General features: G+C 75.8%; 18 protein-coding genes and 1 pseudogene. 13 read left to right on the top strand and 6 right to left on the bottom strand.

Going from position 1 to position 23367, the window contains the following annotated elements; all coding sequences use genetic code 11:
- Nucleotides 1–238 precede the first annotated feature (238 nt).
- Nucleotides 239–1153, top strand: a complete 915-nt coding sequence (locus tag ABTY40_RS11625) for a hypothetical protein (protein ID WP_352059348.1) — start codon at nucleotides 239–241, stop codon at nucleotides 1151–1153.
- Nucleotides 1154–1263: 110 nt separating this feature from the next.
- On the opposite strand, the gene ABTY40_RS11620 is transcribed toward ABTY40_RS11625, so the two are convergent.
- Together ABTY40_RS11620 and ABTY40_RS11615 are read right to left on the bottom strand one after the other, a co-directional pair.
- Nucleotides 1264–2592, bottom strand: coding sequence for an SWIM zinc finger family protein (locus ABTY40_RS11620; RefSeq protein WP_352059347.1), 1329 nt, complete (start codon nucleotides 2590–2592; stop codon nucleotides 1264–1266).
- Nucleotides 2589–5600, bottom strand: coding sequence for an SCO1167/SCO6262 family helicase (locus ABTY40_RS11615; protein WP_352059346.1), 3012 nt, complete (start codon nucleotides 5598–5600; stop codon nucleotides 2589–2591). Before ABTY40_RS11615 ends, ABTY40_RS11620 begins: the two co-directional genes overlap by 4 nt.
- 261 nt (nucleotides 5601–5861) lie before the next feature.
- Here ABTY40_RS11615 and ABTY40_RS11610 point away from each other — a divergent pair, with 261 nt between their 5' ends.
- Together ABTY40_RS11610 and ABTY40_RS11605 are read left to right on the top strand one after the other, a co-directional pair.
- A complete protein-coding gene (locus ABTY40_RS11610; protein ID WP_352059345.1) occupies nucleotides 5862–6989 on the top strand; it encodes a fatty acid desaturase family protein in 1128 nt (375 codons plus the stop codon).
- An 86-nt stretch (nucleotides 6990–7075) separates the two neighbouring features.
- Nucleotides 7076–7621: an MOSC domain-containing protein gene (locus tag ABTY40_RS11605; protein WP_352059344.1), complete on the top strand. Its 546-nt coding sequence runs from the start codon at nucleotides 7076–7078 to the stop codon at nucleotides 7619–7621.
- A gap of 21 nt (nucleotides 7622–7642) precedes the next feature.
- On the opposite strand, the gene ABTY40_RS11600 is transcribed toward ABTY40_RS11605, so the two are convergent.
- From ABTY40_RS11600 to ABTY40_RS11585, 4 genes are all read right to left on the bottom strand, one after another.
- Nucleotides 7643–9037 (bottom strand): tannase/feruloyl esterase family alpha/beta hydrolase, encoded by a 1395-nt coding sequence (locus ABTY40_RS11600; protein ID WP_352059343.1) that lies wholly within the window; start codon nucleotides 9035–9037, stop codon nucleotides 7643–7645.
- Nucleotides 9038–9157: 120 nt separating this feature from the next.
- Nucleotides 9158–10156, bottom strand: a complete 999-nt coding sequence (locus tag ABTY40_RS11595) for a hypothetical protein (protein WP_352059342.1) — start codon at nucleotides 10154–10156, stop codon at nucleotides 9158–9160.
- A 168-nt stretch (nucleotides 10157–10324) separates the two neighbouring features.
- A complete protein-coding gene (locus ABTY40_RS11590; protein ID WP_502990558.1) occupies nucleotides 10325–10642 on the bottom strand; it encodes a hypothetical protein in 318 nt (105 codons plus the stop codon).
- A gap of 314 nt (nucleotides 10643–10956) precedes the next feature.
- Nucleotides 10957–11589: a class I SAM-dependent methyltransferase gene (locus ABTY40_RS11585; protein ID WP_352059340.1), complete on the bottom strand. Its 633-nt coding sequence runs from the start codon at nucleotides 11587–11589 to the stop codon at nucleotides 10957–10959.
- A gap of 151 nt (nucleotides 11590–11740) precedes the next feature.
- On the opposite strand from ABTY40_RS11585, the gene ABTY40_RS11580 reads away from it, so the two are divergent.
- From ABTY40_RS11580 to ABTY40_RS11535, 10 genes and pseudogenes are all read left to right on the top strand, one after another.
- Nucleotides 11741–12589, top strand: a complete 849-nt coding sequence (locus ABTY40_RS11580) for an MHYT domain-containing protein (RefSeq protein ID WP_352059339.1) — start codon at nucleotides 11741–11743, stop codon at nucleotides 12587–12589.
- A 242-nt stretch (nucleotides 12590–12831) separates the two neighbouring features.
- The gene (locus tag ABTY40_RS11575; RefSeq protein ID WP_352059338.1) at nucleotides 12832–15831 is read left to right on the top strand and encodes a sensor histidine kinase; all 3000 of its coding nucleotides are present in this window, start codon (nucleotides 12832–12834) and stop codon (nucleotides 15829–15831) included.
- Nucleotides 15828–16265 carry a roadblock/LC7 domain-containing protein gene (locus ABTY40_RS11570; protein WP_352059337.1) on the top strand — a complete coding sequence of 146 codons (438 nt, stop codon included), beginning with the start codon at nucleotides 15828–15830 and terminating at the stop codon, nucleotides 16263–16265. The genes ABTY40_RS11575 and ABTY40_RS11570 overlap by 4 nt, the downstream gene beginning before the upstream one ends.
- Nucleotides 16266–16276: 11 nt before the next feature.
- Nucleotides 16277–16708: a DUF742 domain-containing protein gene (locus tag ABTY40_RS11565; protein ID WP_352059336.1), complete on the top strand. Its 432-nt coding sequence runs from the start codon at nucleotides 16277–16279 to the stop codon at nucleotides 16706–16708.
- On the top strand, nucleotides 16689–17306 hold the full coding sequence (locus ABTY40_RS11560; RefSeq protein ID WP_352059335.1) for a GTP-binding protein: 618 nt from the start codon (nucleotides 16689–16691) through the stop codon (nucleotides 17304–17306). The genes ABTY40_RS11565 and ABTY40_RS11560 overlap by 20 nt, the downstream gene beginning before the upstream one ends.
- 182 nt (nucleotides 17307–17488) lie before the next feature.
- Entirely contained in the window at nucleotides 17489–17902 is a 414-nt protein-coding gene (locus ABTY40_RS11555) for a roadblock/LC7 domain-containing protein (protein ID WP_352059334.1), read from the top strand.
- Nucleotides 17903–18060: 158 nt separating this feature from the next.
- Nucleotides 18061–19272: a DUF6397 family protein gene (locus tag ABTY40_RS11550; protein ID WP_352059333.1), complete on the top strand. Its 1212-nt coding sequence runs from the start codon at nucleotides 18061–18063 to the stop codon at nucleotides 19270–19272.
- A 121-nt stretch (nucleotides 19273–19393) separates the two neighbouring features.
- Nucleotides 19394–20941, top strand: a complete 1548-nt coding sequence (locus tag ABTY40_RS11545; RefSeq protein ID WP_352059332.1) for an ATP-dependent DNA ligase — start codon at nucleotides 19394–19396, stop codon at nucleotides 20939–20941.
- 776 nt (nucleotides 20942–21717) lie between these two features.
- Nucleotides 21718–22512, top strand: coding sequence for a polysaccharide deacetylase family protein (locus ABTY40_RS11540; protein WP_352059331.1), 795 nt, complete (start codon nucleotides 21718–21720; stop codon nucleotides 22510–22512).
- A 355-nt stretch (nucleotides 22513–22867) separates the two neighbouring features.
- Nucleotides 22868–23367 (top strand): annotated as a pseudogene (locus ABTY40_RS11535) (hypothetical protein); the annotation flags it as partial.

Genomic DNA, 23367 nt, shown 5'->3' with positions numbered 1-23367 from the left:
GGTCCTCACGGAGCGGGCCTCCTCCGTCACCCCGGTGCCCGGCGGCGCCGGCCCCATGGCCGCCGCCGTACTCCTCGCGCGGACGACCGAGGCGGCGCAGCGCCGGCGGGTCCCGTAGCACGCCGGACGGCGGGGGAGGGGCGCCTCCGGCGCCGGAGTTGGTCACGATTCGGTACAGGGCCCGGTCAACGGCCCGAGATCGCTCGCCACATGGCCGAGAACAGGCGACGCTGGACCCGTGCCGCACCAGCCGATCGTTCCTCCACCGCCGGGCCGCGGGCCGGGCGTGTCGGACGCCTCCGACTCGACACCTCCCGCCCCGCGCGCGCCGTACCGCGTCTCCGTCCCGGACGGCGCGTCCGTACCCGCAGGGACGCCCTCCGTTCCCTCCCGCGCGGCGCGCCGGGCACGCCGCGTCGGCGTTCCCCTCGTCCCGCTCCTGGTGGCGGGACTGGTCGTGGCGGCCTTCACGGCGCTCGGCGGCGAGGCGGAGCGGGGCACGGCTGCCGCACCGTCGGCGGCCGGCGACGCGCCCACCCCGACCACCGGCCCGGCGGAGGCCGACACGCCGGTGACCGGCACTCCCGTGCCGCCGCCGGCGGACCGGCGCGCCGACCCGCACGAGGAGAGGGCCGTCCCGATGCCCTCCCCGACGCCCACCGCCACCGTCCCCGCCGTCGCCACGACCGCCCCGGCTACCGCCCGCCCGCACCGGGGCGGCTCCACCCCGGCCTCCCGGACCGGCACCCCCGCACCGACCCACCGGACGCCCCGCGCCCCGGTCGACGCCCCCGCCCCCGGCCGTGGTGTCTCCTTCGAGGACCTGCGGGTCGGCGACTGCTTCGACATCGACCGCGCCGCGCCCGGCACCGTCGTCCGCCGCGCCTGCGACGCGCCCCACGACGCCGAGGTCGTCGCCCGCCCGCTCCTGCCCGGCCCCTACGCCGACGACGGCGCGGTACGGGAGGCGGCGACCGCGCTCTGCCGCCTCCCCCTGCGTCACAAGGCGGACCTCCAGCCGGTGGGCACCCGCTGGACCACCTTCGTCCAGTACCCCTACCGCACCAGCCACCTCCTGGGCTCGGACCGGGCGGCCTGCAGCCTCGCCACCCCCTCGGGCACGGAGACCCGCCTGACGCGGCCGCTCCGGTAGCCGGGCCCCGGCGGGTGGCCCCGGGGGCCGGGCGCGGTTCGTGACGCGGCGGCGGGCCCGGCCGCGTCCGACGCCGGGAGATCCCCCGCCGCCGGACCGGCACCCGTCCGTCAGCCCGTGCCCGGCTCCCCCGCCAACACGGTGAACGCCACGGCCGGATCGTGGTCCGGCGGGCCCGCGGGGGTCCAGCGCGTCCCCGTCCTCCGGTACGGCCACCAGCGGCCGTCCGGGCCCAGGCGGAGCTGCGCGTCCGCACCCGTCACCGTCCAGCGGGCGCCGCCCGTCCGGCGCAGCGGCGGGCGCTCACCGTCCTCCCAGGCCCGCGCCAGCCGCGCCGCGGCACCCGCCAGGGTCTCCGCGTCCGGGTTCCACTCCTCCTCCAGTACGGCGAGGCCCGCCGCGCCCCCGAGCCGCCAGGCGCGCGCGGCCAGATCCAGCTCCGCCGGTGTCCGGCCAGAACCGGCGGCGAGACGCGCCGCCACCCACGGTGCGGGGGAGGCGGCGGCGGCCAGGCGGGCCGCGTCCTGCGCCACCGTCAGCGTCTCCGCGCCGGCAGCGGCACCGGCGCCGCCGCCGTCCGCCCCCGCTCCGCCGAGGAGTTCCCCGAGCAGGCGGTGCGCGCGGGCCGCCGCGTCCGCCGCGAGGAACTCCAGGGCGGCGGGCTCGACGCCCGGCTCCGGGTCGGTCCCGGTGTCGAGCGAGGGCGGCTCGCCCGGTTCCGCGCGGCCGGCCGGCGGGGCGGGCAGCGGCGGCAGGATGTCCCGTGCCGCGTACGCCTCCGCAGCCGGCACGCCCGGCGTGCCGTCCGATCCGGCCACGGGGCCGGACCCGCCGGCCGTGCCCGCCGCCGCGGCCGCACGGCGTGTGCCCCGCGCCTGGAGTTCGTCGAGAACGGCCCGCTCCCCGCGCCCGCGCATCAGGAGCAGCACGAACGGGTCCTCGTCGAGCAGCCGTGCCACCTGGTAGCAGAGCGCCGAGGTGTGGGCGCAGTGGTCCCACGCCTCGCACCCGCACTCTGGTTCCAGGTCGCCGATGCCCGGCAGCAGTTCCAGTCCGGCCGCCGCCGCGTCCTCCACGAGGTGTGGCGGCATCTCCCGTTCGAGGAGCGCCGCGACGTGCCCGGCGCTGTCCACGGCCAGGTCGAGCAGCCGCTCCCACTCCTCCCCGGAGAGTTCCCGCACCAGCACGTCGGCGCGGTGCGCCGTGCCGTCGCGATCCTGCACCAGGGCGGTGATCCGCCCCGGCCGCACCGACACCGCGCCGACCGCCCCGGCCCGGGCGTGCCGCCGCCCCGCCTTGAGCTGCTGCCCGTCGAGCGCCGTGTCCTCCAGTGCCTTCAGCCACGCCCGGCCCCACCAGGTCCGGGCGAACGCGGCGCCCCGCGCGGCAGGCAGCGCCGCGAACGTCCGCTCGTCGCCCCCGTTCCCGTACGCGCTCATCGCCCGTCCCCTCCGTCCCCTCGCAGTCGTACGAGCTCCGCCAGTTCGGCGTCGGTCAGTTCGGTCAGCTCGGTCGGCGTGTCGCCGCCGCCGAGCACGGCGTCGGCCAGCTCGCGCTTCCGGTCCAGCATCGCGGCGATCCGGTCCTCGATCGTCCCCTCCGCGATCAGCCGGTGGACCTGGACCGGCCGGTCCTGTCCGATCCGGTAGGCCCGGTCGGTGGCCTGGGCCTCCACGGCCGGGTTCCACCAGCGGTCGTAGTGCACGACGTGTTCGGCCCTGGTCAGGTTGAGTCCCGTGCCGGCCGCCTTCAGGGAGAGCAGGAAGACCGGCACCCCTCCGTCCTGGAAGCGGGCGACCATCGCCTCCCGCTCGGCCACCGGCGTGCCACCGTGCAGGAACTGGGTGCGCACGCCGCGCGCGGCGAGATGCGTCTGCAGAAGCCTCGCCATCGCCACGTACTGGGTGAAGACGAGGGTGCTCGCCCCTTCGGCGAGGATCGTGTCGAGCAGTTCGTCGAGCAGTTCGAGCTTGCCCGACCGGCCCTCGATGCGGGGATCCTCCTCCTTCAGGTACTGGGCGGGGTGGTTGCAGATCTGTTTGAGCGCGGTGAGCAGCTTCACGACCAGGCCGCGCCGCTCCATGCCCTCGGCCGCGGCGATCGCCTCCAGGTTCTCCCGGACGACCGCCTCGTACAGGCCGGCCTGCTCGGGGGTGAGCGAGACGGTCCGGTCGGTCTCCGTCTTCGGCGGCAGCTCGGGCGCGATGCCCGGGTCCGACTTGCGCCGGCGCAGGAGGAAGGGGCGGACGAGCGCGCCGAGCCGCTCGGCGGCGGCCGGGTCGCGTCCGCCCTCGACGGCGGAGGCGAAGCGCGTGCGGAAGGCGCCGAGGGAACCGAGCAGCCCCGGCGTCGTCCAGTCGAGGATCGCCCACAGCTCGGAGAGGTTGTTCTCCACCGGCGTGCCGGACAGCGCCACGCGCGCGCGTGCCCGGAGGGTGCGCAGCTGCCGGGCCGTCGCCGAGTAGGGGTTCTTGACGTGCTGGGCCTCGTCCGCGACGACGAGCCCCCAGTCCTGCCGGGCCAGCCGCTCGGCGTCCAGCCGCATGGTGCCGTACGTGGTGAGGACGACGGTGCCGGCGGCCAGTCCGTCCAGGTCGCGCGTGGCGCCGTGGAAGCGGCGCACCGGCGTGCCGGGCGCGAACTTCTCGATCTCCCGCTGCCAGTTGCCCATGAGCGACGTCGGGCAGACGACGAGCGTCGGCCCCGCCGAGGCGGGGTCGGTCTGCCGGTGCAGGTGGAGGGCGATGACCGTGATGGTCTTGCCGAGGCCCATGTCGTCGGCGAGGCAGCCGCCGAGGCCCAGGGAGGTCATGCGGTGCAGCCAGTTCAGGCCCCGCAGCTGGTAGTCGCGCAGGGTGGCCGCGAGCGCGGCGGGCTGCTCGATCTCTCGCAGGCCGCCCTCGGGGTCGGCCAGGCGTTCCCTCAGCCGCTCCAGCGGGCCGGTCGCGGTCACCTCGACGGTCCGGCCGTCGACCTCGGTGGTGCCGGTGAGGACGGCCGCGAGGGCGTCGACCGCCGTGACCTTCCGGTCCTGTCGGCCGGCGGCGCGCCGCACCTCGCCGGGGTCGACGAGGACCCACCGGTCGCGGAGCCGCACCAGGGGCCGCCCCGCCTCGGCGAGCTGGTCGAGCTCGGCCCGGGTGAGCCGGTGGCCGCCCACGGCGAAGCGCCAGTTGAAGGCGAGCAGCGCGTCGGCGGAGAGCAGCGGCGGCGGACCGGAGGAACGTCCCTCCCCGGACCCTTCGCCGCCGACGCCTCCACCGGCCGGGGCGTACGGTTCCCCGGCCGCGTCCCGCGCTCCGGTGACAGCCCCGTGGCCGGCCGTCCCGGCGTCCCCGTCGCCTTCCCCGTCCGGGGGGCCGATGACCGCCACCGCGGTGAGTCGGTCCGTCAGACCGCGCGGCCAGTGGACCCGTACCCCCACCGCGGCGAGCGCGTGCGACGCGGGCCCGAGGAGCTCCGTGACCTCCTCGTCGGCCAGTTCGACGGCGTCGGGCACGGCCGCCGCGAGCAGCGGGGACAGCGGCGCCCAGGCCCGTGCGGCCCGGCGCAGCGCGAGCAGGGCGTCCATGCGGGCGCGCGGCCCGAACGACGCGGCGGCCCGGCCGGAGCCCGTCCACAGGTCGGCCGCGTCCGCGACGAGGGCGGGGTCGGCCGCGCCGTGGACCTGGAGGACGGCCCGGAACGTAGGTGCCTCCCGCGACTCGTCGGTGAACCCGGGCAGTTCGAGGCGGAGGGACAGCCGTACGCCGGCGTCGTGGACGGCCGCCACCTCGGCGGCCCAGGCCCGCTGTCCGGGGACGGTCTGCGGGGCCTCGTCCGCGAAGGCCGGACCGCCGGCCACCAGCGGGGCGGCGGGGGTACGGGGGAGGGTGTCGGCGACCGCGTCCGCGAAAGGGCGCAGCAGCGCCTCGGGTTCGGGCAGCAGCGGCGGCCCGTCGGCCGTCAGGGGCACGGCGTGCGCGTCCGGCGGCATCGAGGCGGCGAGCGTCCGCAGCTCCGTCAGCTCGCCGGGGCCCAGTGGTCCGGCCCGCCAGGCGTCGTGGTCCGCCGGACTCAGACCCGGGAGGACGAGGCCCCGGGCCACCAGGTCCAGGGCGAGGAGCGCGGCGGCTCCCCAGAACGCGGTCGCGGCCGGCGCGCCCCCGGCGAGGCGGGCGGAGGCGAGGAGCGGCAGGGCGTCCCGCACCGCGAGGAAGCGGGCGGGTACGGTCACCGGGCGCAGGCCGTCCCCGTCCACGACCGTCATCTCCCCGGCGGTGAACGGCGCCGGGAGACCGGTGTCGTTCGCGGGGGAGCGGGACGGGTCAGGGGCGTCGGGCAGGGGTGCGCCCTCCGGTGACCAGAAGGCGATCCGGCCGGCGCGCGGCGGGTCGGAGGGCAGGAAAACGGCGGAGTGGCAAGCGAGTTCGCGGGCGGATTCGAGGGGACCGTGCGACAGCGACAACGCATTCCTCAAATTTGACTACTGGGCGGAGCCGCCGACCTTACCCCACCCGTGACGCCCGCGGGGATGCCCGAGGAGTGATCCGCGCCACACCTCCGTGGGCCGGGTGGGGCGGGCCCCACCCCCGCACCCGGGCGCGCCCCCCGCCGGGGCCGGGTGGTGCCGTCATGGCTCCGGCCGGGCCGGGATCCGTACGTTCTGAGGAGCCGGCGCACCGCGGTGCGGACCGCCGCCCCACCCCACAGAAACCGGAGCCCGCCCATGTCCCAGGCCACCGCCCCGCCCCCGCTCCCGGCGCCCGCGCCGCCCCGGCACGGCACCCGCGCGCCGTCCGCGCCCACCGCCCCGCCCGGGGCCGCGCGCGGCAGCGAGTTCGCCCCGCTGCTGCGCACGGTCAGGGAGCAGGGGCTCCTGGACCACCGGCCGGGCTGGTACGCCCGGGCGATCGCGGTCAACCTGCTGGGCATCGCCGCCGTCGTCGCCGGACTCGCCCTGCTCGGGCCCTCCTGGTGGGCCCTCCCGCTCGCCGTCCCCCTCGCCCTGTTCTCCGCCCGCGCCGCCTTCGTCGCCCACGACGCCGGCCACGCCCAGATCACCGCCGACCGCCGCACCGGCAGGATCATCCAGCTCGTCCACGCCAACCTGCTCCTCGGTATGAGCCGGGAGTGGTGGAACGACAAGCACAACCGCCACCACGCCCACCCCAATCACCTCGACAAGGACCCCGACGTCGCCGCCGACGTGCTGGTCTTCGCCGCGCACCAGGCCGCCGACCGCCGTACCGCCCTGCGCCGCTTCCTCACCCGCCACCAGGCGTGGCTGTTCTTCCCGCTGACGACGCTGGAGGGCATCGCCCTCAAGGTCTACGGGATCCAGGCCCTGCTCGCGAAGGACGGCCCCTACCGGGGCCCGCGTGAGCGCCGCGTCGAAGGAGCCCTCATCGCCGCTCACCTCCTCGGCGGCGCGGCCCTGCTCCTGCTCCTCCTCACCCCCGCCCAGGCGCTCGTCTTCGCCCTTCTCCACCACATGGTGCTCGGTGTCCACCTCGGCCTCGCCTTCGCCCCGAACCACAAGGGCATGGACCGGCCCGACGAACACGCCGACGGGGACAGCTGGGGCCATCTGCGCCGCCAGGTGCTGACCTCGCGCAACATCCGCGGCGGCGCCCTGACCGACTGGTTCCTCGGCGGACTCAACTACCAGATCGAGCACCACCTCTTCCCCAGCATGCCGCGCCCCCACCTGCGCCTCGCCCAGCCCGCGGTACGCGCCCACTGCCGGGCGCTCGGCGTCCCGTACACGGAGACCGGCTTCGTCGACTCCTACCGGCAGGCTCTCGGACACCTCCACGACGTGGGCGCGCCGCTCCGCGCGGACCGGGACGAGTAGGGTGCGAGGGGATCACATGAGGTGATCATCCGGCCGGGCAGGGTGCGGTGCGCACGCCCCCGGACAGGGGAGAAGGGGACTCCGACATGAGCGACGCCATGGTCCTGGCGGTCAGCAGCAACGGTACGTACGCGTTCACCAAGCCCAACCGGGAGGCCGTCACCCTCCTCGCCGGGCTCGGTGTGGAGGGCGACGTCCACGCGGGCGAGACGGTCAAGCACCGGTCCCGCGTCGCCCAGGACCCGACGCAGCCGAACCTCCGCCAGGTCCACCTCATCCACGCCGAACTCTTCGAGGAGGTCGCGGGCGCCGGATTCGAGGTGGGCCCCGGCGACCTCGGCGAGAACATCACCACCCGCGGGATCGACCTCCTCTCCCTGCCCACCGGCACCCGGCTGCACCTCGGGGCGGAGGCCGTGGTGGAGGTCACCGGCCTGCGCAACCCCTGCGTGCAGATCGACCACTTCCGCGGCGGACTGCTCAAGCAGGTCCTCGGCCGTGACGAGGACGGCGGGGTCGTCCGCAAGGCCGGGATCATGAGCATCGTCCTGACCGGCGGAGAGGTGCGGCCCGGCGACCCGATCCGGGTCGAGCTCCCGGAAGGCCCCCACCGCCCCCTCGAACGGGTCTGACCCCGCCCCCACCGGACCCCCTCACGCCCCCGACCCCTCCTCCAAGGCGCAGGAGTTGACGACGTCGCCGTGGGCCGGCCGGGCGATCGTCCGGTCACGCGGCGGTGCCTCGCCCCGCTCGACCCAGCCGAGCAGCGCGTCGAAGGCGGAGCGGTAGCAGGGCAGGATCGGGCGCAACCGGTCCGGATAGGTGTCGTACAGGCCGTCCGTGTGGGTCCCGTCCCGCACCGTGTAGTACCGGTGCAGCCCGCCCCGGCCCCCGGCCTCCACCATCCGCGCGTACACGTCGGAGCCGGTCGCCACGGGCAGCAGCGAGTCCAGGTCTCCGTGGAGCGTGATCAGCGGCTTGCCGATGCGGCCGGTCAGCGCGATCCCGGCGACCGCCCGGTGGACGGACGCCGGTCGCGACGCGTAGTCGTAGGAGGCGTCGGAGAGGCACGGCGCGAGGATCTCCTCGACCGTCCGCCCCGCGGTGGCCCCCGGGCAGCCCGGGTCGTACGCCGGGTCGAACTCGGCCCGGAAGATCTTCTGCGTCAGCCCCCAGTACCCCTTCTCGTGGTACGGCCAGAGGAACCGCGAGCCGGGGGCGAAACCGGCGCCGATCAGATCCTCGTCGGTGGCCCGCCCGAACGTACGGGCCACCGTCACCGGCAGCCCGGTCAGCGGGTTCGGCCCCTTCGCCGTCCACAGCACCCCCTCCCAGTCGACCCCGCCGTCGTACAGCTCCGGCCGGTTCTCCAGCTGCCAGCGCGTCAGATAGCCGCCGTTGGAGATCCCCGTCATGTACGTCCGCTCCGGGGCGTGCCGGTACCGCTGCCGTACCGCCTTCTTCGCGGCCCGGGTCAGCTCGGTCACCCGGCGGTGCCACTCGGCGACCGCGTCGCCCGGCGCCCGTCCGTCGGTGAAGAAGTCCGGGCCGGTGTTGCCCTTGTCGGTGGCGGCGTAGGCGAATCCCTGGGCCAGCACCCGGTCCGAGATCAGCGCGTCCGTGGCGTACTGGCGGCGCGTTCCGGGCGCGCCGGTGACGACGAGACCGCCGTTCCACCGGTCGGGCAGCCGGATGACGAACTGCGCGTCGTGCGTCCAGCCGTGCGTGGCGTTGAGGCGCGAGTCGTCCGGGAAGTACCCGTCGATCTGGATGCCCGGCACGCCCGAGGGGTGACGCGAGCCCCGGGCGGCGAGACCGGCCTGGTCCGCCATGTCCGTGTACCGGGTCCCGGCGAGAGCGGCGGTGGTCAGATCGGGCAGGCAGGCCACCTCCTGGTGCGCGGCGCCGGGCACGCGCACCCGCTCCTGCCCGGCACAGTGCGCGGCCTCGGGCGCGCCGCGCGCCGCCCCGGCGGGATTCGCCGGTGCCAGGACGCCGACGCCGGTGAGCAGCACGGTGAGCAGGGCGACGCCTGGGAACAGGCGCATGGGGGCCTCCGGGGGACGGCGGTACGAGGTCGTGGCGCCCCATCCTCCGGCGCGCCCCCGCCCCGGACCATGGGCCGGGACCACACCCCTGGCCGCTGAGCCCTGTGGGCCGGGCGGAGGTCAGGACGGGCGTACCGCGATCGCGTCCAGGGCCTGCAGGAGCGAGGGGAGCCGCGGCCCCCGGGCCACCGGGAAGACCTCGCGGGGCCGGTCGTCGAGAAGCACGAAGGCCATGTCGTCGGTCCGGGCGACGAACGACCAGCCCGGCCCGTCCGCGCGCAGGACGCGGGCGTCCGCCGTGGCGAAGGAGGACCTCACCCGCCCCACCGGAGGGGGTGATTCCAGATAGCCCCGCAGTTCGGCCAGCGCCCGGCGCACCCCGTCGTACGGATCGGGAGCGGCGATTCCCGGCACGCCGCCGCCGTCCCCCGTGCCCGTGCCGCCGTGTACCGCAGGGTCCTGCTCGGTGCCGCGCTGTGCCGTACCGCCGTCCCCGGGGCCGCCCGCCGCCGCACCGTGCTGTCCCCGACCGCCCGTGCCTGCGCCCGCGCGCGTCTTCAGCCCGGCCGGGGCCGGGTCTGCCCCGGGACCGGCCTGTGTCCCGGTACCGAAGGCCGTGGCGACGCCGGCCCGCCAGTCCGCCCACCGCAGGGCCACCTCGTCGGCTCCCAGCCGCCGCTGGGCCGGTCCCCACGCGTCACCGGACGGCGGGACCAGCGGAGGCGGATCGCCTTCCTCCGGTTCCGGGTCGTGCGGCGCGGGGACCCCCGGGGCGCGCGAGACGACCGCCAGCGGCCAGCCGGGAAGTCCGGCCACCACGGAATCCTCGTCGGGGGAGAGGTCGTAGGGCATGCCGCAGTCCCACGCGGAGACGGCCGTCGCGACCAGCGACACGTCCTCCACGACCACCGTCCACCGCGCGCCGAGCCCGTCCTGGCCGAGGACGAGCCCGTACCCCTCCTCGTACGGCTCCAGACCGAGCGCCGCGCAGGCAGCCGGGTAGTCGTCGCCCAGGACGCTCGGGAAACGCGCGGGCGTGAGCAGCGCCGCGGTCAGCACGAACAGCGCGTCGGCGTCCGCCGCGGCAACCGCGTCGGCGGTCGGTTCCGTCCCACCCACGGTGGCCTCCCATCGGGTCGTCGGCGCACCTTAACCAGTGAGTAACCCGCGCGTCGAGGAGTCTTCGGCGCCGACCGGGACCCGTCCCGCGCGGCGGCGAGGTCCGTCCTGGGGCGGGTGATGATCGTTCCGGGGCGGGGTGAGACCGTTCCGGGGGCGGGCGGGCCCTCATTCCTCCCGCAGACCGAGCAGCGACCGGGCCACCGTCCCCGGCGATTCGTTCCGCTCCCGGGCGAGCGCGATGACCGCCCGGCAGGCGAGCTCGTTCACGCCGAAGGTGAGCGCGCCCGGTGAGACCCAGCCGGCGGCCTCGTCCGCCCGCGCCTGATCGTCCTCGGCACACGCCGCCACGTACACGGCCGCCGCCTCGAACAGGTTGTGCCCCTGCCGGGCGCGGGGCGCGGGCGCCGCCCGGGAGGGGCCCCCGGCCCGCCGTGCGGAGGGAAGGAGCCGGCGGAGCCGCTCCGGGAGCAGTCGCTCCTGTATGCCTGCCACGACCTGCCGCCTTTCCCCGGGCACGGCTGCCCGGCGCTTCCACGGTAGGCGGCGAAGTGCCGGGGCAGAAGGGGGCGTTGACCTCCTCACCCGTGGCTGGCGGGGGAGGCCGGTCCGGTGACGGACATCGCCGGGGAGGAGCGGTGTCCCACGGCTGCCGGCACGGCGCCGAGCCGCCACGAGGAGGTACCGGCCGGGTTCCGGCGCCGTACGGCAGCGCGCGCCGGTCGCCGGGCTTCCGGCCGCCCGTGTCCGTGCGACCTGGTGCCCGGCAGAGACCTCCCCGCCTCAGGCCGGCCGTTGTGTCATCGCCCGGCCCCCGGACGCCCCCGGTCCTCACGGACGGCGAGGGCCAGGTAGCGCGCGTCCTCGTCCACGTACTCCGTGAGACGCCAGCCCGCGTCGGCGAGCAGGGAGCGCAGCCGGGGTTCGGCCCGCAGGTCGTCCGGCGCGATCCGGCGGCCGTGGCGGGCCGCGAGGGCGGCGCGCCCGATCGGGTGGAACAGCGCGAGCCGGCCGCCGGCCCGTACCACGCGGGCGAGTTCGCGCAGATCGGCGGCGGGGTCGGCCAGGTGTGAGATCAGACCGGCGCCGAAGACCGCGTCGAGGGCTCCGTCGCGCAGCGGCAGGCGTGCCACGTCGGCGAGGAGCAGGGCCGCCGGGCCGCCGTGGCCGCCGCGCCCGGCCCGTACGGCCTGGTCGAGCATCTCCGGCGTGAGGTCGGCCCCGAGCACCGTCCCTCCGGGGCCGACCGCGGCGCGCAGCGGCGGCAGAGCGCGGCCGGTCCCGCAACCGGCGTCGAGCACGGTGTCACCGGGGCGCAGTCCGAGCGCGGCGACGGCCTCGGCGTAGGCCGGCCCGTCGTCGGGGAAACGACTGTCCCAGTCGGCCGCGCGGATGCCGAAAAAGGCTCGGACATGTGTGGGGTCATCGCTCATGACGTCATGATGGCCCACCCGGAGGAGTGAACCATCGGTGCGCATGTTCGAGCCCGCTGTGATCGTTCAGGACCATCTCTCTGTCATATTCCAACAGCTTTCGAAATGCGCCCCCAATGCGCCCCCTTGTGCGCACTAGCGTCCCGGGGCCATGGGACACCTGGACCACGCCACCTTCGGCTGGCTTACACCTGTGCTGTCGTACGCGATGGCCTGCATCGGCGCGGCCCTCGGCCTGCGCTGCACCGTACGCGCCCTCGACGCGACCGGCCGGTCCCGGCGGAACTGGCTGCTCACCGCCGCGTCCGCCATCGGCACCGGCATCTGGACGATGCACTTCGTCGCGATGCTCGGTTTCGGCGTCACGGGCACCGACATCCGCTTCGACGTCCCGCTCACCCTCCTCAGCCTGCTCGCCGCCGTCGGGGTCGTGGGCGTCGGCGTCTTCGCCGTCGGTTACGGACGCGATCGCATGCGTTCACTCCTGATCGGTGGAGCGACCACCGGGGTCGGGGTCGCGAGCATGCACTACATGGGCATGGCGGCCCTCCACCTCCACGGCCGGATCACGTACGACCCGCTGTACGTGGCCCTGTCGGTCCTCATCGCGGTCGTCGCCGCCACGGCGGCCCTCTGGGCGGCCCTCAACATCCACGCGCCGGTGGCCGGAGTCGCCGCCTCGCTGGTGATGGGCGCGGCCGTCACGAGCATGCACTACACCGGCATGCTCGCGGTACGGGTGGAGGTCGTGCCGTCCACGGCCCCGCTGGCGGGCGTCACGGTCATGCAGTTCATCTTCCCGCTCGCCGTGGGCCTCGGCTCCTACCTCTTCATCACCTCCGCGTTCGTGGCGCTGTCCCCGACGGCCTCCGAACGGGCCGCGTACGCCTCGGCCGAGCGCCTCACGGAACCGGACGAACGCGCCGTGGACGTCGCCCCGCCCGGCTTCCGCGCCCACAGCGGCACAGCGAAGGCCGTGGGCGTCCCCGGTGGGTCCTGATCCACGGCCGGACGGGAGCGGGAGGGCTGTCCGTCCCCGGAGGGTGCGACGCCCCCCGCCGCCGGGCCTCGTGCCGGGTCCCGCCCCGGCAGCCTCACCGTGTCACCGGCCGCGGGGCTTCGGGGACCCGGCCACCGGACCCGGCGGCCGTCCCTGACCCCGGCGCCGCCCCTCCCCGTACGCCACTCCTTTCCCACCCACCCCACCGACCGACCAGAACCGCCAGCCGGAACGAGGAGGCCATGCGAACTCCGCGCACACCCCAGGACGCCGGGGCGACACCGCCCACACCCGCGACGGCGGCCGCGCGCGGGCGGCGCGCTCACGCCGGGCAGCCCGCCGAGGAACCACGCGAGCGGCCCACCGGAGCATCTGGTTCCCCGGAGTCCTCGGCCGGCCGGGAGCCCCTCGCCGGGCCCCGCGCCCCGCGGCTCCCGCGCCTCCGCCTGCGACCCCGCACCGTCCGTGCCAAGATCGTCTCGCTCCTCATGGTCCCGGTCGTCTCCCTCCTCGCGCTGTGGGGCTTCGCCACCGTCACCACCGCCCAGGACGTCGCCCACCTCCGCCGGCTCCAGCGGGTCGACGCCGAGATCCGTGAACCGGTCACCGCCGCCCTGACCGCGCTCCAGACCGAACGGCGCGCCGCCCTCCACCAGGCGGCGGCTCCCACGCCCGCGCGGGCCGCCGACCTGAAGGAGCGGATCCGGCACACGGACGAGGCCGTCGACCGCCTCCGGCTCGACGCCACGCACACCGTCGCCGACACCGGGCACCTTCCCGGCGACCTCGCCGCCCGGGTGAACGGATTCGTCGGCTCGGTCGAGGGCCTCACCCGGCTCCGCGCCGCCGCCGTCGCCGGCCACGCGCGCGTGGACCAGGTCCACACGGCCTACACCGACACCGTTTCCGCCGCGTTCGCCGTCCACGGTGCCCTCACCGGCATGCAGGACGCCCGGCAGGGCACCCAGGGCCGCGTGCTCCTGGAACTCGGCAGGGCCGGGGAGATGCTGGCCCGCGAGGACGCGCTCCTCGGCGCGGCGCGGCTCACCGACCGACTCCCCCCGGAACACCTCCGCGCCTTCGCGGGTGCCGCCGAGACCCGCCGGACCCTCACGGCCTCCGCCACCACCGACCTGCCCGCCGCCGAGAGGAGCACCTGGGAACGGTTCGCCGCCGGAGGCGAACTCGCCGGACTCACCCGGGCCGAGGACCGGATCCTCGCCGCCGCTCCGGGCCGCCCGGCCGCCCGTGCGGTCCCGCCGGCCGCATGGGACGCGGCCGTGACGGCCGTACGCGGCGGTCTCGCTGCCGTCGAGTCCGACGCGCGCGCCGCCGCGGCCGACCGCACCGATCCGTTCACCGGCGGTGCCCTCACCACGGGCGGAGCGGCCGTCGTCCTCGGTCTCATGGCCGTCGCCTCCTCCCTCGTCATCTCCGTCCGCATCGGCCGCGGCCTCGTCGTGGAACTCGTCGGCCTCCGCAACACCGCCCTCGGCATCGCCCGCCGCAAACTCCCCGCAGCGATGCGCCGGCTGCGCGCGGGCGAGGAGATCGACATCAGGTCCGAGGCGCCCCCCGGCCCGGTCTCCCCGGACGAGATCGGCCAGGTCCACCAGGCCCTCACCACCGTCCACCGCGCCGCCCTCGAATCCGCCGTGGAACGCGCCGAACTCGCCGACGGCATCTCCGGTGTGTTCGTGAACCTCGCCCGCCGCAGCCAGGTCCTCGTCCACCGCCAGCTGAACCTCCTCGACAGCATGGAACGACGCGTCGACGACCCGAACGAACTCGGCGACCTCTTCCGGCTCGACCACCTCACCACCCGCATGCGCCGCCACGCCGAGAGCCTGATCATCCTGTCCGGCGCCGCACCCGGCCGCGCCTGGCGCATGCCGGTCCCGCTCACCGACGTCGTCCGCGCCGCCGTCTCCGAAATCGAGGACTACGCGCGCGTGGAGGTCCGCCGGCTGCCCGGGACGGCGGTCACCGGCGGCGCCGTCGCCGACCTCACCCACCTCCTCGCCGAACTGATCGAGAACGCCACCCAGTTCTCCCCGCCGCACACCAAGGTCCGTGTCAGCGGCGAACCCGTCGGCAACGGCTACGCCCTGGAGATCGAGGACCGGGGACTCGGGATGGGCAGCGAATCCCTCGCCGAGGCCAACGCCCGCATCGCCCGGTCGGAGGCGCTCGACCTCTTCGACAGCGACCGGCTCGGACTGTTCGTCGTCAGCCGCCTCTCCGCCCGGCACGACATCAGGGTCCACCTCCGGACCTCGCCCTACGGCGGCACCACGGCCGTCGTCCTGCTCCCCACGGACCTGCTCCAGAGCGCCCCGCCCGAGGGCGTCGACGCCCGGCGCGCCGACACCCCCCACGCCGCCGGCGCGCTCGTGCCCGGCCCCGAGGGACCCGCCGACTCCCGCGCCGGCACGCGTACCGACCACGGAGGGGACGGGAAGAGGGACGGCGGTACGGGGCAGGCCCGGCGCGCCGCACAGGAAGCGGCGGAGGCCCGCCGCGCCCAGGCCCGCCGCTTCGCCCGCGCCCAGGACCCGCCGCCGCCCACCGGCCCGTCCGACGCCAACCCGCCCAGGACGGGCCCCCGGCCCCTGCCGCGGCCCGCCGCCGTCCCCGCACCCCCCGCGCCGGAGCCCGCGTCCCCGCGACGCCCGCGGCCGACCGGGCCGGCCGGCGTCACGGCGCTGCGCCGGCCCGGCTCCTCCGCCACGGCGCCCGACGAGCGCCCCGCCGCCCCGGCGGCTCCCACCGACCCCGGAACGGAACTGCCCCGACGTGTACGGCAGGCCAGCCTCGTCCCGCAGCTGCGGAAGACACCGGTCCCGGCGCCCGCCTCCCCGGCGACGGTGGCGGTCGAACGCACGCCGGAACAGGTCAGGGAACGGATGACCGCCTACCACGACGGCTGGCGGCGCGGCGGCGGCCCCACCCCGGGCAGCCGCCGTCCCCCGGGCGCCGCCCCCGAGCCGTACGACAGCCCGCGCCCCGGCCCGTACGAGAGCCCGGCCGCCGACACGAACAGCGAGGCCACCGCTCCGTACACAGGAACCCCTTCCGTCCCGTACGAGGGTTTCGCCCCCGACGCGCACAGAAGCGCGGCTTCCGCCCCGGGCGACGGCCTCGCCTCCCACCCCGACACCCCGGCGGACCACGGCCGGGCGACCGCTCGTACCTCCGCCCGCCACTCACGATCCGCGCGACCCGAAGGAGACGACGCATGATCGACCACCGGACGCCCGCCGCTCCGCACCGCTCCGTCGAACTGGACTGGCTCCTCGACGACCTCGTCACGCGCGTCAGGGAGGTCCACCACACCGTGGTCCTCTCCGGCGACGGCCTGGCCGTCGGCTCCTCCAGCGGCCTCAGCAGGGAGGACGCCGAGCACCTGGCTGCCGTCGCCTCCGGTTTCCACAGCCTCGCCAAGGGCGCCGGACGCCATTTCCACACCGGCGGCGTCCGGCAGACCATGGTCGAGATGGACGACGGGTTCCTCTTCGTCGCCGCGGCGGGCGACGGCTCCTGCCTCGCCGTCCTCAGCTCCGCCGGCGCCGACATCGGCCTCATCGCCTACGAGATGGCCCGCCTCGTCAAACGCGTCGGCGAGCACCTCCACACCCCGCCGCGGCTCACCGTGCCGCCGCCCACCACCGGCTGAGCGGAGGCCCCATGAACGAGGACATCACCGGCGAGGGCCGGCCGGGCGGGGACACCACCGCACCGGGCGGCCACTGGTACGACTCCGAAGCGGGCCCGCTGGTCCGCCCGTACGCGATGACGGGGGGCCGGACCAGACCAGGACCCAGCAACGTACGGTTCGACCTCATCGCCCTGGTCGTCGTGGACGACGACCCGCCCGGTCCCGCCGAGGAGTCCCTCCTCGGCCCCGAACACCGGTCCCTGCTCGCCCGCTGCCGGGCCGAGACCCAGTCCGTCGCCGAACTCGCCGCCGACGCCGACCTGCCCGTCGGCGTCGTCCGGGTGCTCCTCGGCGACCTCCTCGAATCGGGCTTCGTCCGCGTCAGCAGACCCGTACCCCCCGCGCAGCTCCCCGACGAACACATCCTGAGAGAAGTCATCGATGGCCTACGAGCCCTCTGAGAGCACCGGCGACGGCGACGGCACCGACACCACCGCTCTCGCCCTGAAGATCCTGGTCGCCGGAGGCTTCGGCGTCGGCAAGACCACGCTGGTCGGCGCGGTGAGCGAGATCCGGCCGCTCCGCACGGAGGAGCGGCTCAGCCGGGCCGGGGAACTCGTCGACGACACCGGGGGAGTGGACCGCAAGAGCACCACGACCGTCGCCATGGACTTCGGCCGCATCACCATCCGCTCCGGCCTCTCCCTCTACCTCTTCGGCACCCCGGGCCAGGACCGTTTCTGGTTCCTCTGGGACGAGCTCTCCCAGGGCGCCCTGGGGGCGGTCGTCCTCGCGGACACCCGGCGTCTGGAGCACTGCTTCCCGGCGGTCGACTACTTCGAGCACCGCGAGATCCCCTTCGTGGTGGCCGTCAACTGCTTCGCCGGCGCCCGCGCCTACGGGGCGCACGACGTCTCCCGGGCGCTCGACCTGGACCCGGGCACCCCGGTGGTGCTGTGCGACGCGCGGGACCGGGACTCCGGGAAGGAGGTGCTGATCCGGCTCGTCGAGCACGCGGGGCGGACCTACGCCGCACGGCTCCTCGACAGCGTCGGCTGAGACCGCTCCCGCGTCCGCGTGGCGCGCGGGACGACTGGATGCTTGCCCTGTCCACGACAGTGCGTAAGGCTTGCCGCGACACGCGGACCACGACGGTACGGCGACAGGCCGCACACGGCACGGAGCACGGGGCTTCCGGTCGACGGCCGTCGGGCGACGCACCATCGAGGGGGAGGACCAACATGGCGCTGGACAAGGAACTCGACTGGCTCCTGGACGACCTGACCCAGCGGATCGGCTCCATACGGCACGCGCTCGTGCTGTCCAACGACGGCCTGGTGACGGGCGCGAGCAGCGGACTCCCGAGGGAGGACGCCGAGCACCTCGCGGCCGTCTCCTCCGGACTCCACAGCCTCGCCCGCGGAACGGGCCGCCACTTCAAGGCCGGGCGGGCCCGTCAGACGATGGTCGAATTCGACGACGCGCTGCTGTTCGTGACGGCGGCGGGCGAGGGCAGCTGCCTCTGTGTGCTGAGCGCCGCCGAGGCGGATGTCGGCCAGGTGGCGTACGAGATGACGCTTCTGGTCAATCGCGTCGGGGAGCACCTGAGCGTGGCCGCCCGCCACCCCGGCGGGCTGGACGGCGACCTGTTCTGACCGGCCCGGGGTGCGTCACCGGACGGTTGTCCACAGGCAGCTGTCCACAGGTTGTCCCCACGCCGTCGCTCTCCGTTACCGTGGTGTGGAGGGGAAGGGCTGATCGGGCCGGGATTCCCCCATTGGGACAGAGGGACGCACGGGGGAGGACCGGGACCATGACCGGCGACGAAAGCGGTATCCGCACGGTGACGGCGGCGCAGGCCGCCCGGCTACTGGAGCTGCGGCGGGACGAGTTCCGCCTCGCGGCCCAACTGGGTCTGGTACGGACGGTGGCGCCGGGCGCCGCTTCCGGTACGGGAGTGGGCGCGGGCGGCCGCGCGGCGGTCGGGGCCGGGCCGCCGGAGCGCGGCAGGGTCGAGGTGCGCGAACTCGACCGGCTGAAGGGCGCACCGGACTTCCCGGGCGGCCTGCGGGAACGCGTCCGGGCGGTGGGGACGCGGGAGGCCGCCGCCCTCCTGTCGGTCACACCCGAGCGGTTCACCAAGCTGGCCAGGACCGGCCACGTGAGTCCGGTGCGCTTCTACCTGAACCGCTACCGGGCCGTGGTGTGGCTCTATCTCGCGGGTGAGGTGAGCGAGTTCGGGCGCGCCCACCCGGAGCTGCTCACCGGACGGCTGCCGCCGGACGTCCGTGAGCGGCTGGCAGCGGGCGAGGACAGCCGCCCGAGGAACTGGCGGTCCCGACGGCTCTCCCTCCTCCTGCGGGCCACCACCGACCTGTGGGAGCGGGCCGCGGCCATCGCCTCGCTGCTCGACCCGGACGAGCTGCCCGCACTCGTCGCCGACCCGTACGAGCGCTCCCACCTGGACCGGCTGCGCCCGTCCCCGCCGTCCGCCGGGCTCCCCGCCTCCCCGGCCGCCCGCGAGATCGTGGAGCACCTGTCCCTCGCCGACCGGGCGGACGAGATCCTCTGGTTCCGGGGCGCCCTGGCCGACGCCCTGACGGAGGCCCGCACCGCCGCTCCCCTCGCGGGCCTCCCCGCACCCATGCCGGTACCCGCGCCGGCGCCTTGGCCCACGGGCGTGCGCGATCCGCTCCCGGCGGACTCCCTGTCGTGGGCGGCGACGGGTCGGGTCCTGACGCCGACTCCGACGGGATCCGTCCCGCGCGCCGTCCCCCGGTCCGTGCCCCCGCCCGGGAACACCCCCGAACCCGCCCGGGCGATGACTCCGCCAGGAGCCGCGCCCCTTCCGGCCCCGTCGGCCCCCACCCCTCCGGCCGCGCCGGGGCCGACGGGCGGCCCGAGGGCCCGCACCCGCCCGCCGGGGCGCCGGGCCGGGAGCCGGTGGCGCGAGCTGCTGCGGCGCCGAGGGGCGAAGGCCCGGGTGGGGGAGCGGGGCTGGGGGCGGCCCTCGGCCTGGCCGTGACAGGGGGCCCGCCACCCGGGACCGGGGTGACGCGCCGGGAGCCGGAGGGGAGCGCGCGCGTGCCCCCGCGACGTCCGCCGGCCGGAGTGCGGCACGGGTGCGGCACGGGCAGGATGGGCGCATGCTGCTCGCCCGTGTCGCCGAGGTTTCCCAGGAGGTGACGGCCGCCTCCGCGCGGTCGCGGAAGACGGCCCTGCTCGCGGACCTCTTCGCCGAGGCCGGACCGGAGGAGAGCCCGCTCGTCATCGCCTACTTGTCGGGCCGGCTCCCCCAGGGGCGGATCGGCGTCGGGTGGAGCACGCTCAAGGAGGTCGCTCCGCCTTCCGTGCCGCCTGCGGCGGAACCCGCGCTGACCCTCGAAGAGGTCGACCGGGCGATGACCGAGCTGGCGGCCGTCGGGGGAGCGGGGTCGCAGGCGGAGCGGACCCGCCGTCTCGGCGCCCTCTTCGCCGCCGCCACCCTGGACGAGCAGCAGCTCCTGCTGCGGCTCCTCTCCGGAGAGGTCCGCCAGGGCGCCCTCGACGCCATCGCCCTGGAAGGGGTGGCGAAGGCCGCCGGGGTGCCGGCGACCGAGCTGAGGCGGGCCGTCATGCTCGCGGGTGCGCTGCCTCCCGTCGCCCAGGCCGTGCTCGCCGAGGGGCCGGGAGCCCTCGCCCGGTTCACCCTGCGGGTCGGCAGCCCCGTCCAGCCCATGCTGGCCCACAGCGCGGGCACCGTCGCCGCGGCGATCTCGGCGCTCGGCCCCTGCGCCGTCGAGGAGAAGCTCGACGGCGTCCGTATCCAGGTGCACCGACTCGGGGAGGAGGTCCGTGTCCACACCCGTTCGCTCGACGACATCACCGACCGGCTCCCCGAGGTGGTCGCGGCGGCCAGGTCCGTTCCGGCCGACGCGTTCGTCCTCGACGGGGAGGTGCTCGCTCTCGACCCGGCCACCGGCCGCCCGCTTCCGTTCCAGGTCACCGCCGCCCGCGTCGGCTCCCGGACCGACGTGGCCACCGCCCACGCCGCGCTGCCGCTCACGCCGGTCTTCTTCGACGTCCTCGCCGTGGACGGCGAGTCCCTGATCGACCGGCCCGGCCGCGAACGGCACGCCGTTCTCTCCCGGCTCCTCCCCGAGGACCGGCGGGTCCGGCGGATCCTGGTCACGGATCCCGACGACCCCGCACAGGTCGAGGCGGCCGAGCGGTTCTCCACCGAGACGCTCGACCGCGGACACGAGGGCGTCCTCGTCAAGGGGCTCGACGCCCCCTACGTGGCGGGGCGGCGCGGCCGGACCTGGCTGAAGGTGAAGCCCGTTCACACCGTCGACCTCGTCGTCCTCGCCGCCGAACGAGGCCACGGGCGCAGGACCGGAACGCTGTCCAACCTCCACCTCGGCGCCCGTGACGCGGACGGGGGCTTCGTCATGCTGGGCAAGACGTTCAAGGGACTCACCGACGAGATGCTGCGCTGGCAGACCGAGCGGCTGCGGGAACTCGCCGTCTCCGACGACGGCTTCACCGTACGGGTCCGGCCCGAACTCGTCGTGGAGATCGCCTACGACGGACTGCAGCGGTCCACCCGCTATCCGGCCGGCATCACGCTCCGCTTCGCACGGGTCGTCCGCCACCGCCCCGACAAGCCGGCGGCCGAGGCCGACACCGTCGAGCGGATCGCCGGCACCGGCTGAAACGGTCACCGGACATCGCGGGACCCGGCATCAGGGGGGATCCTGGATACGTGCCCCGACCGGCGCGTGGCACGAGGAGCGACCTCGGGACACGAGGAGATGAGCGACCGTGTACGACTTGCACATCGACACCGACGTCACCGTGCAGCTGAGCGAATGCTGCCGGGAGGACGCCAAGGCCGTCCTGGGCGTCCTCGACGGCTTCTACCAGCTCGAGGACGTGACGGTCCCCGGCCCCGACGACGCGCCGGGACCCGCCACCACCGTCTGGACCGCCACCTTCGACACGGCGGGCGGCGGGCGCCAGGAGGTGCGGCCCCCACACCTCACGGACAAGGTGGAGGCGGTCCTCACCGGCGGCTACCACGCCGTGGCAGAGGTCGAGAAGGTCCTCGCCCAGGCTTCGACATCCAGTCCCTGCAGTCGGTCTCCGGGGACCAGGAAACCGAGGCCAGACTCGTGCTCGCCTCCCGCTGAGCGGAAGGCGCCCGGCCCCCGGGCGGAGCGGACGGGCCCCGCCCGGGGTCGCCCACGCCCGCCCCCGGCCCCGACCGGCCCCGCGTCCCGGCCCGCACGCCTCCCGAGCCCCGGGTCACACGCCCCTGCCCCAGCAACCACCCGCGCATGTCCGCACCCCTGTCCGTACCCACCCGTACCCCGCCCGCACCCCCGGTATACACCGTGTGTAGAGTGCCGTGAGCGGCCGGACGGCACCGCCCTGACCAGGTGGTCGATGGCCTCCGGCGAAGCCACCATCGGGGAAAGCGGGTATCCACATGTTCCGATTCGGCACGGGCCTTCGCGGGCGCACTCTCGCCGCGCTCGCCGCGGCGTCACTGATGCTGACGCTCGGCGGCTGCGGCGTCGACGCCGTCACTCCGCAGGACGCGCGGGAGGACGCGCGGGAAGAGGCCGGAACGGACGGCAAGCCGGGCACGGTGGCGCGCCGCGTCGACTGCGAGAAGGTGAAGTGCATCGCCCTCACCTTCGACGCGGGGCCCGGCAAGGACACCCCCCGGCTCCTGGACATCCTCAAGGAGAAGGACGTCCCCGCCACCTTCTTCCTCCTCGGCAGGAAACACGTCGACCGCTACCCCAAGGTGGTCAAGCGGATCGCGGACGAGGGCCACGAGGTCGCCAACCACACCTGGACCCACCGGATCCTCACCGACCTCGACACCGCCGAGGTGCGGGAGGAACTTCTCCGTACCCAGGAGGCCGTCGAGCGGATCACCGGCCGCAAGCCCACGCTGATGCGCCCGCCCCAGGGCCGTACCGACGACAAGGTCTCCGAGGTCAGCCGGGAGCTCGGACTCGCCCAGATCCTCTGGAGCATCACCGCCAAGGACTACGCGACGACCGACACCGCGCTCATACGCCGGCGGGTGCTCGACCAGGCGCACGGGGACGGCATCATCCTCCTCCACGACATCTACGACGGCACCGTTCCCGCCGTCCCCGGCATCATCGACGAGCTCAAGAAGCGGGGCTTCACGTTCGTGACGGTGCCCGAACTGCTCGCGCCCGGCACCGCGGAGCCGGGGACCGTCTACCGGCCCGAGAAGGACTGACAGATCCGCCGAAAAGGCGTGAGGTGACTCACACCGGGCGCGGGCGGTACGCGGAACACCCGGAAAAGGTTTATCGTTCATCTGTATGTGACTGCGAAGGGGCCCGGTCCCCAGGTCCCCCCCTCGAGGTGACCGCCCTCGCGTCACGCTGCCGAGTCCCGGTTGGAACCCCCCGTCCACCCGGGGCTCGGCCTTTTCCGTCGGCTCACACGGCGCCCGAGCGGCGCGCACGACGGCGCACAGGACACCTTCGGGTGACTCCCCGCATGACGGTCCCTCCCCCGGGCAGTGATCATCCGGGCCGGCGAAGAACTCCCGCCGGCCCCTCTGACCGGGCACGACCGTAGGGGCACCCATGCACCACCACTCCCCGCCCACCCGCCGGGCCCTCCTGACCGCCGCCTCCGCGCTGAACCTCGGCGACCGCGCCTCCGTGGCCCCCGCCGCCCCCGGCGGCCGGGCCGCCCGGGACCGCCTCCCCGGGACCGCCGTGCACCGGCTGACGACCGAGCGTCCGGCCGAGCGGGGCCGCGCCCTCCCGGCCAGGGCCCGCGCGCCGGACGAGCACCCGGCCCTCCGGGCCGGCCTCGTCCACGCCGGCCCCGGCGAGCTGTCCCGCACGCTCGCCACGGGCGCGACCCTCCGCGCCCACGGCGACGGCTGCCTCGCCGTCGCCCCCGACCGGCACCGCGGCGACCGGCACCGCCGGCCCGGCCCCCGGTCGCCGCAGGCCATCTCCGCGCCGGGGGGGGGGGGGCCCCCCCCCGGGCCCCCGGCGCCGACCACCCCCCCTCCGTGCCCCCCCCCCACCCCCCCAGCCCCCGCGCCGCCCCACCCCGGCCGGGGGCGGTGGTA

It is taken from the genome of Streptomyces sp. NPDC126503, from assembly GCF_040302405.1.
GTDB lineage: Bacteria > Actinomycetota > Actinomycetes > Streptomycetales > Streptomycetaceae > Streptomyces > Streptomyces gulbargensis.
The sequence above is the reverse complement of the archived record's forward strand: the minus strand, read 5'-3'. Positions and strand labels throughout refer to the sequence as shown.

What these genes read in the sequence shown, in the direction of transcription:
- ABTY40_RS11555 (WP_352059334.1), top strand. Translation starts at nt 17,489, where the DNA reads ATGGCGCTGGACAAGGAACTCGACTGGCTCCTGGACGACCTGACCCAG.
- ABTY40_RS11565 (WP_352059336.1), top strand. Translation starts at nt 16,277, where the DNA reads ATGAACGAGGACATCACCGGCGAGGGCCGGCCGGGCGGGGACACCACC.
- ABTY40_RS11545 (WP_352059332.1), top strand. Translation starts at nt 19,394, where the DNA reads ATGCTGCTCGCCCGTGTCGCCGAGGTTTCCCAGGAGGTGACGGCCGCC.
- ABTY40_RS11580 (WP_352059339.1), top strand. Translation starts at nt 11,741, where the DNA reads ATGGGACACCTGGACCACGCCACCTTCGGCTGGCTTACACCTGTGCTG.
- ABTY40_RS11585 (WP_352059340.1), bottom strand. Translation starts at nt 11,589, where the DNA reads ATGAGCGATGACCCCACACATGTCCGAGCCTTTTTCGGCATCCGCGCG.
- ABTY40_RS11575 (WP_352059338.1), top strand. Translation starts at nt 12,832, where the DNA reads ATGCGAACTCCGCGCACACCCCAGGACGCCGGGGCGACACCGCCCACA.
- ABTY40_RS11605 (WP_352059344.1), top strand. Translation starts at nt 7,076, where the DNA reads ATGAGCGACGCCATGGTCCTGGCGGTCAGCAGCAACGGTACGTACGCG.
- ABTY40_RS11600 (WP_352059343.1), bottom strand. Translation starts at nt 9,037, where the DNA reads ATGCGCCTGTTCCCAGGCGTCGCCCTGCTCACCGTGCTGCTCACCGGC.
- ABTY40_RS11550 (WP_352059333.1), top strand. Translation starts at nt 18,061, where the DNA reads ATGACCGGCGACGAAAGCGGTATCCGCACGGTGACGGCGGCGCAGGCC.
- ABTY40_RS11540 (WP_352059331.1), top strand. Translation starts at nt 21,718, where the DNA reads ATGTTCCGATTCGGCACGGGCCTTCGCGGGCGCACTCTCGCCGCGCTC.
- ABTY40_RS11610 (WP_352059345.1), top strand. Translation starts at nt 5,862, where the DNA reads ATGTCCCAGGCCACCGCCCCGCCCCCGCTCCCGGCGCCCGCGCCGCCC.
- ABTY40_RS11620 (WP_352059347.1), bottom strand. Translation starts at nt 2,592, where the DNA reads ATGAGCGCGTACGGGAACGGGGGCGACGAGCGGACGTTCGCGGCGCTG.
- ABTY40_RS11560 (WP_352059335.1), top strand. Translation starts at nt 16,689, where the DNA reads ATGGCCTACGAGCCCTCTGAGAGCACCGGCGACGGCGACGGCACCGAC.
- ABTY40_RS11570 (WP_352059337.1), top strand. Translation starts at nt 15,828, where the DNA reads ATGATCGACCACCGGACGCCCGCCGCTCCGCACCGCTCCGTCGAACTG.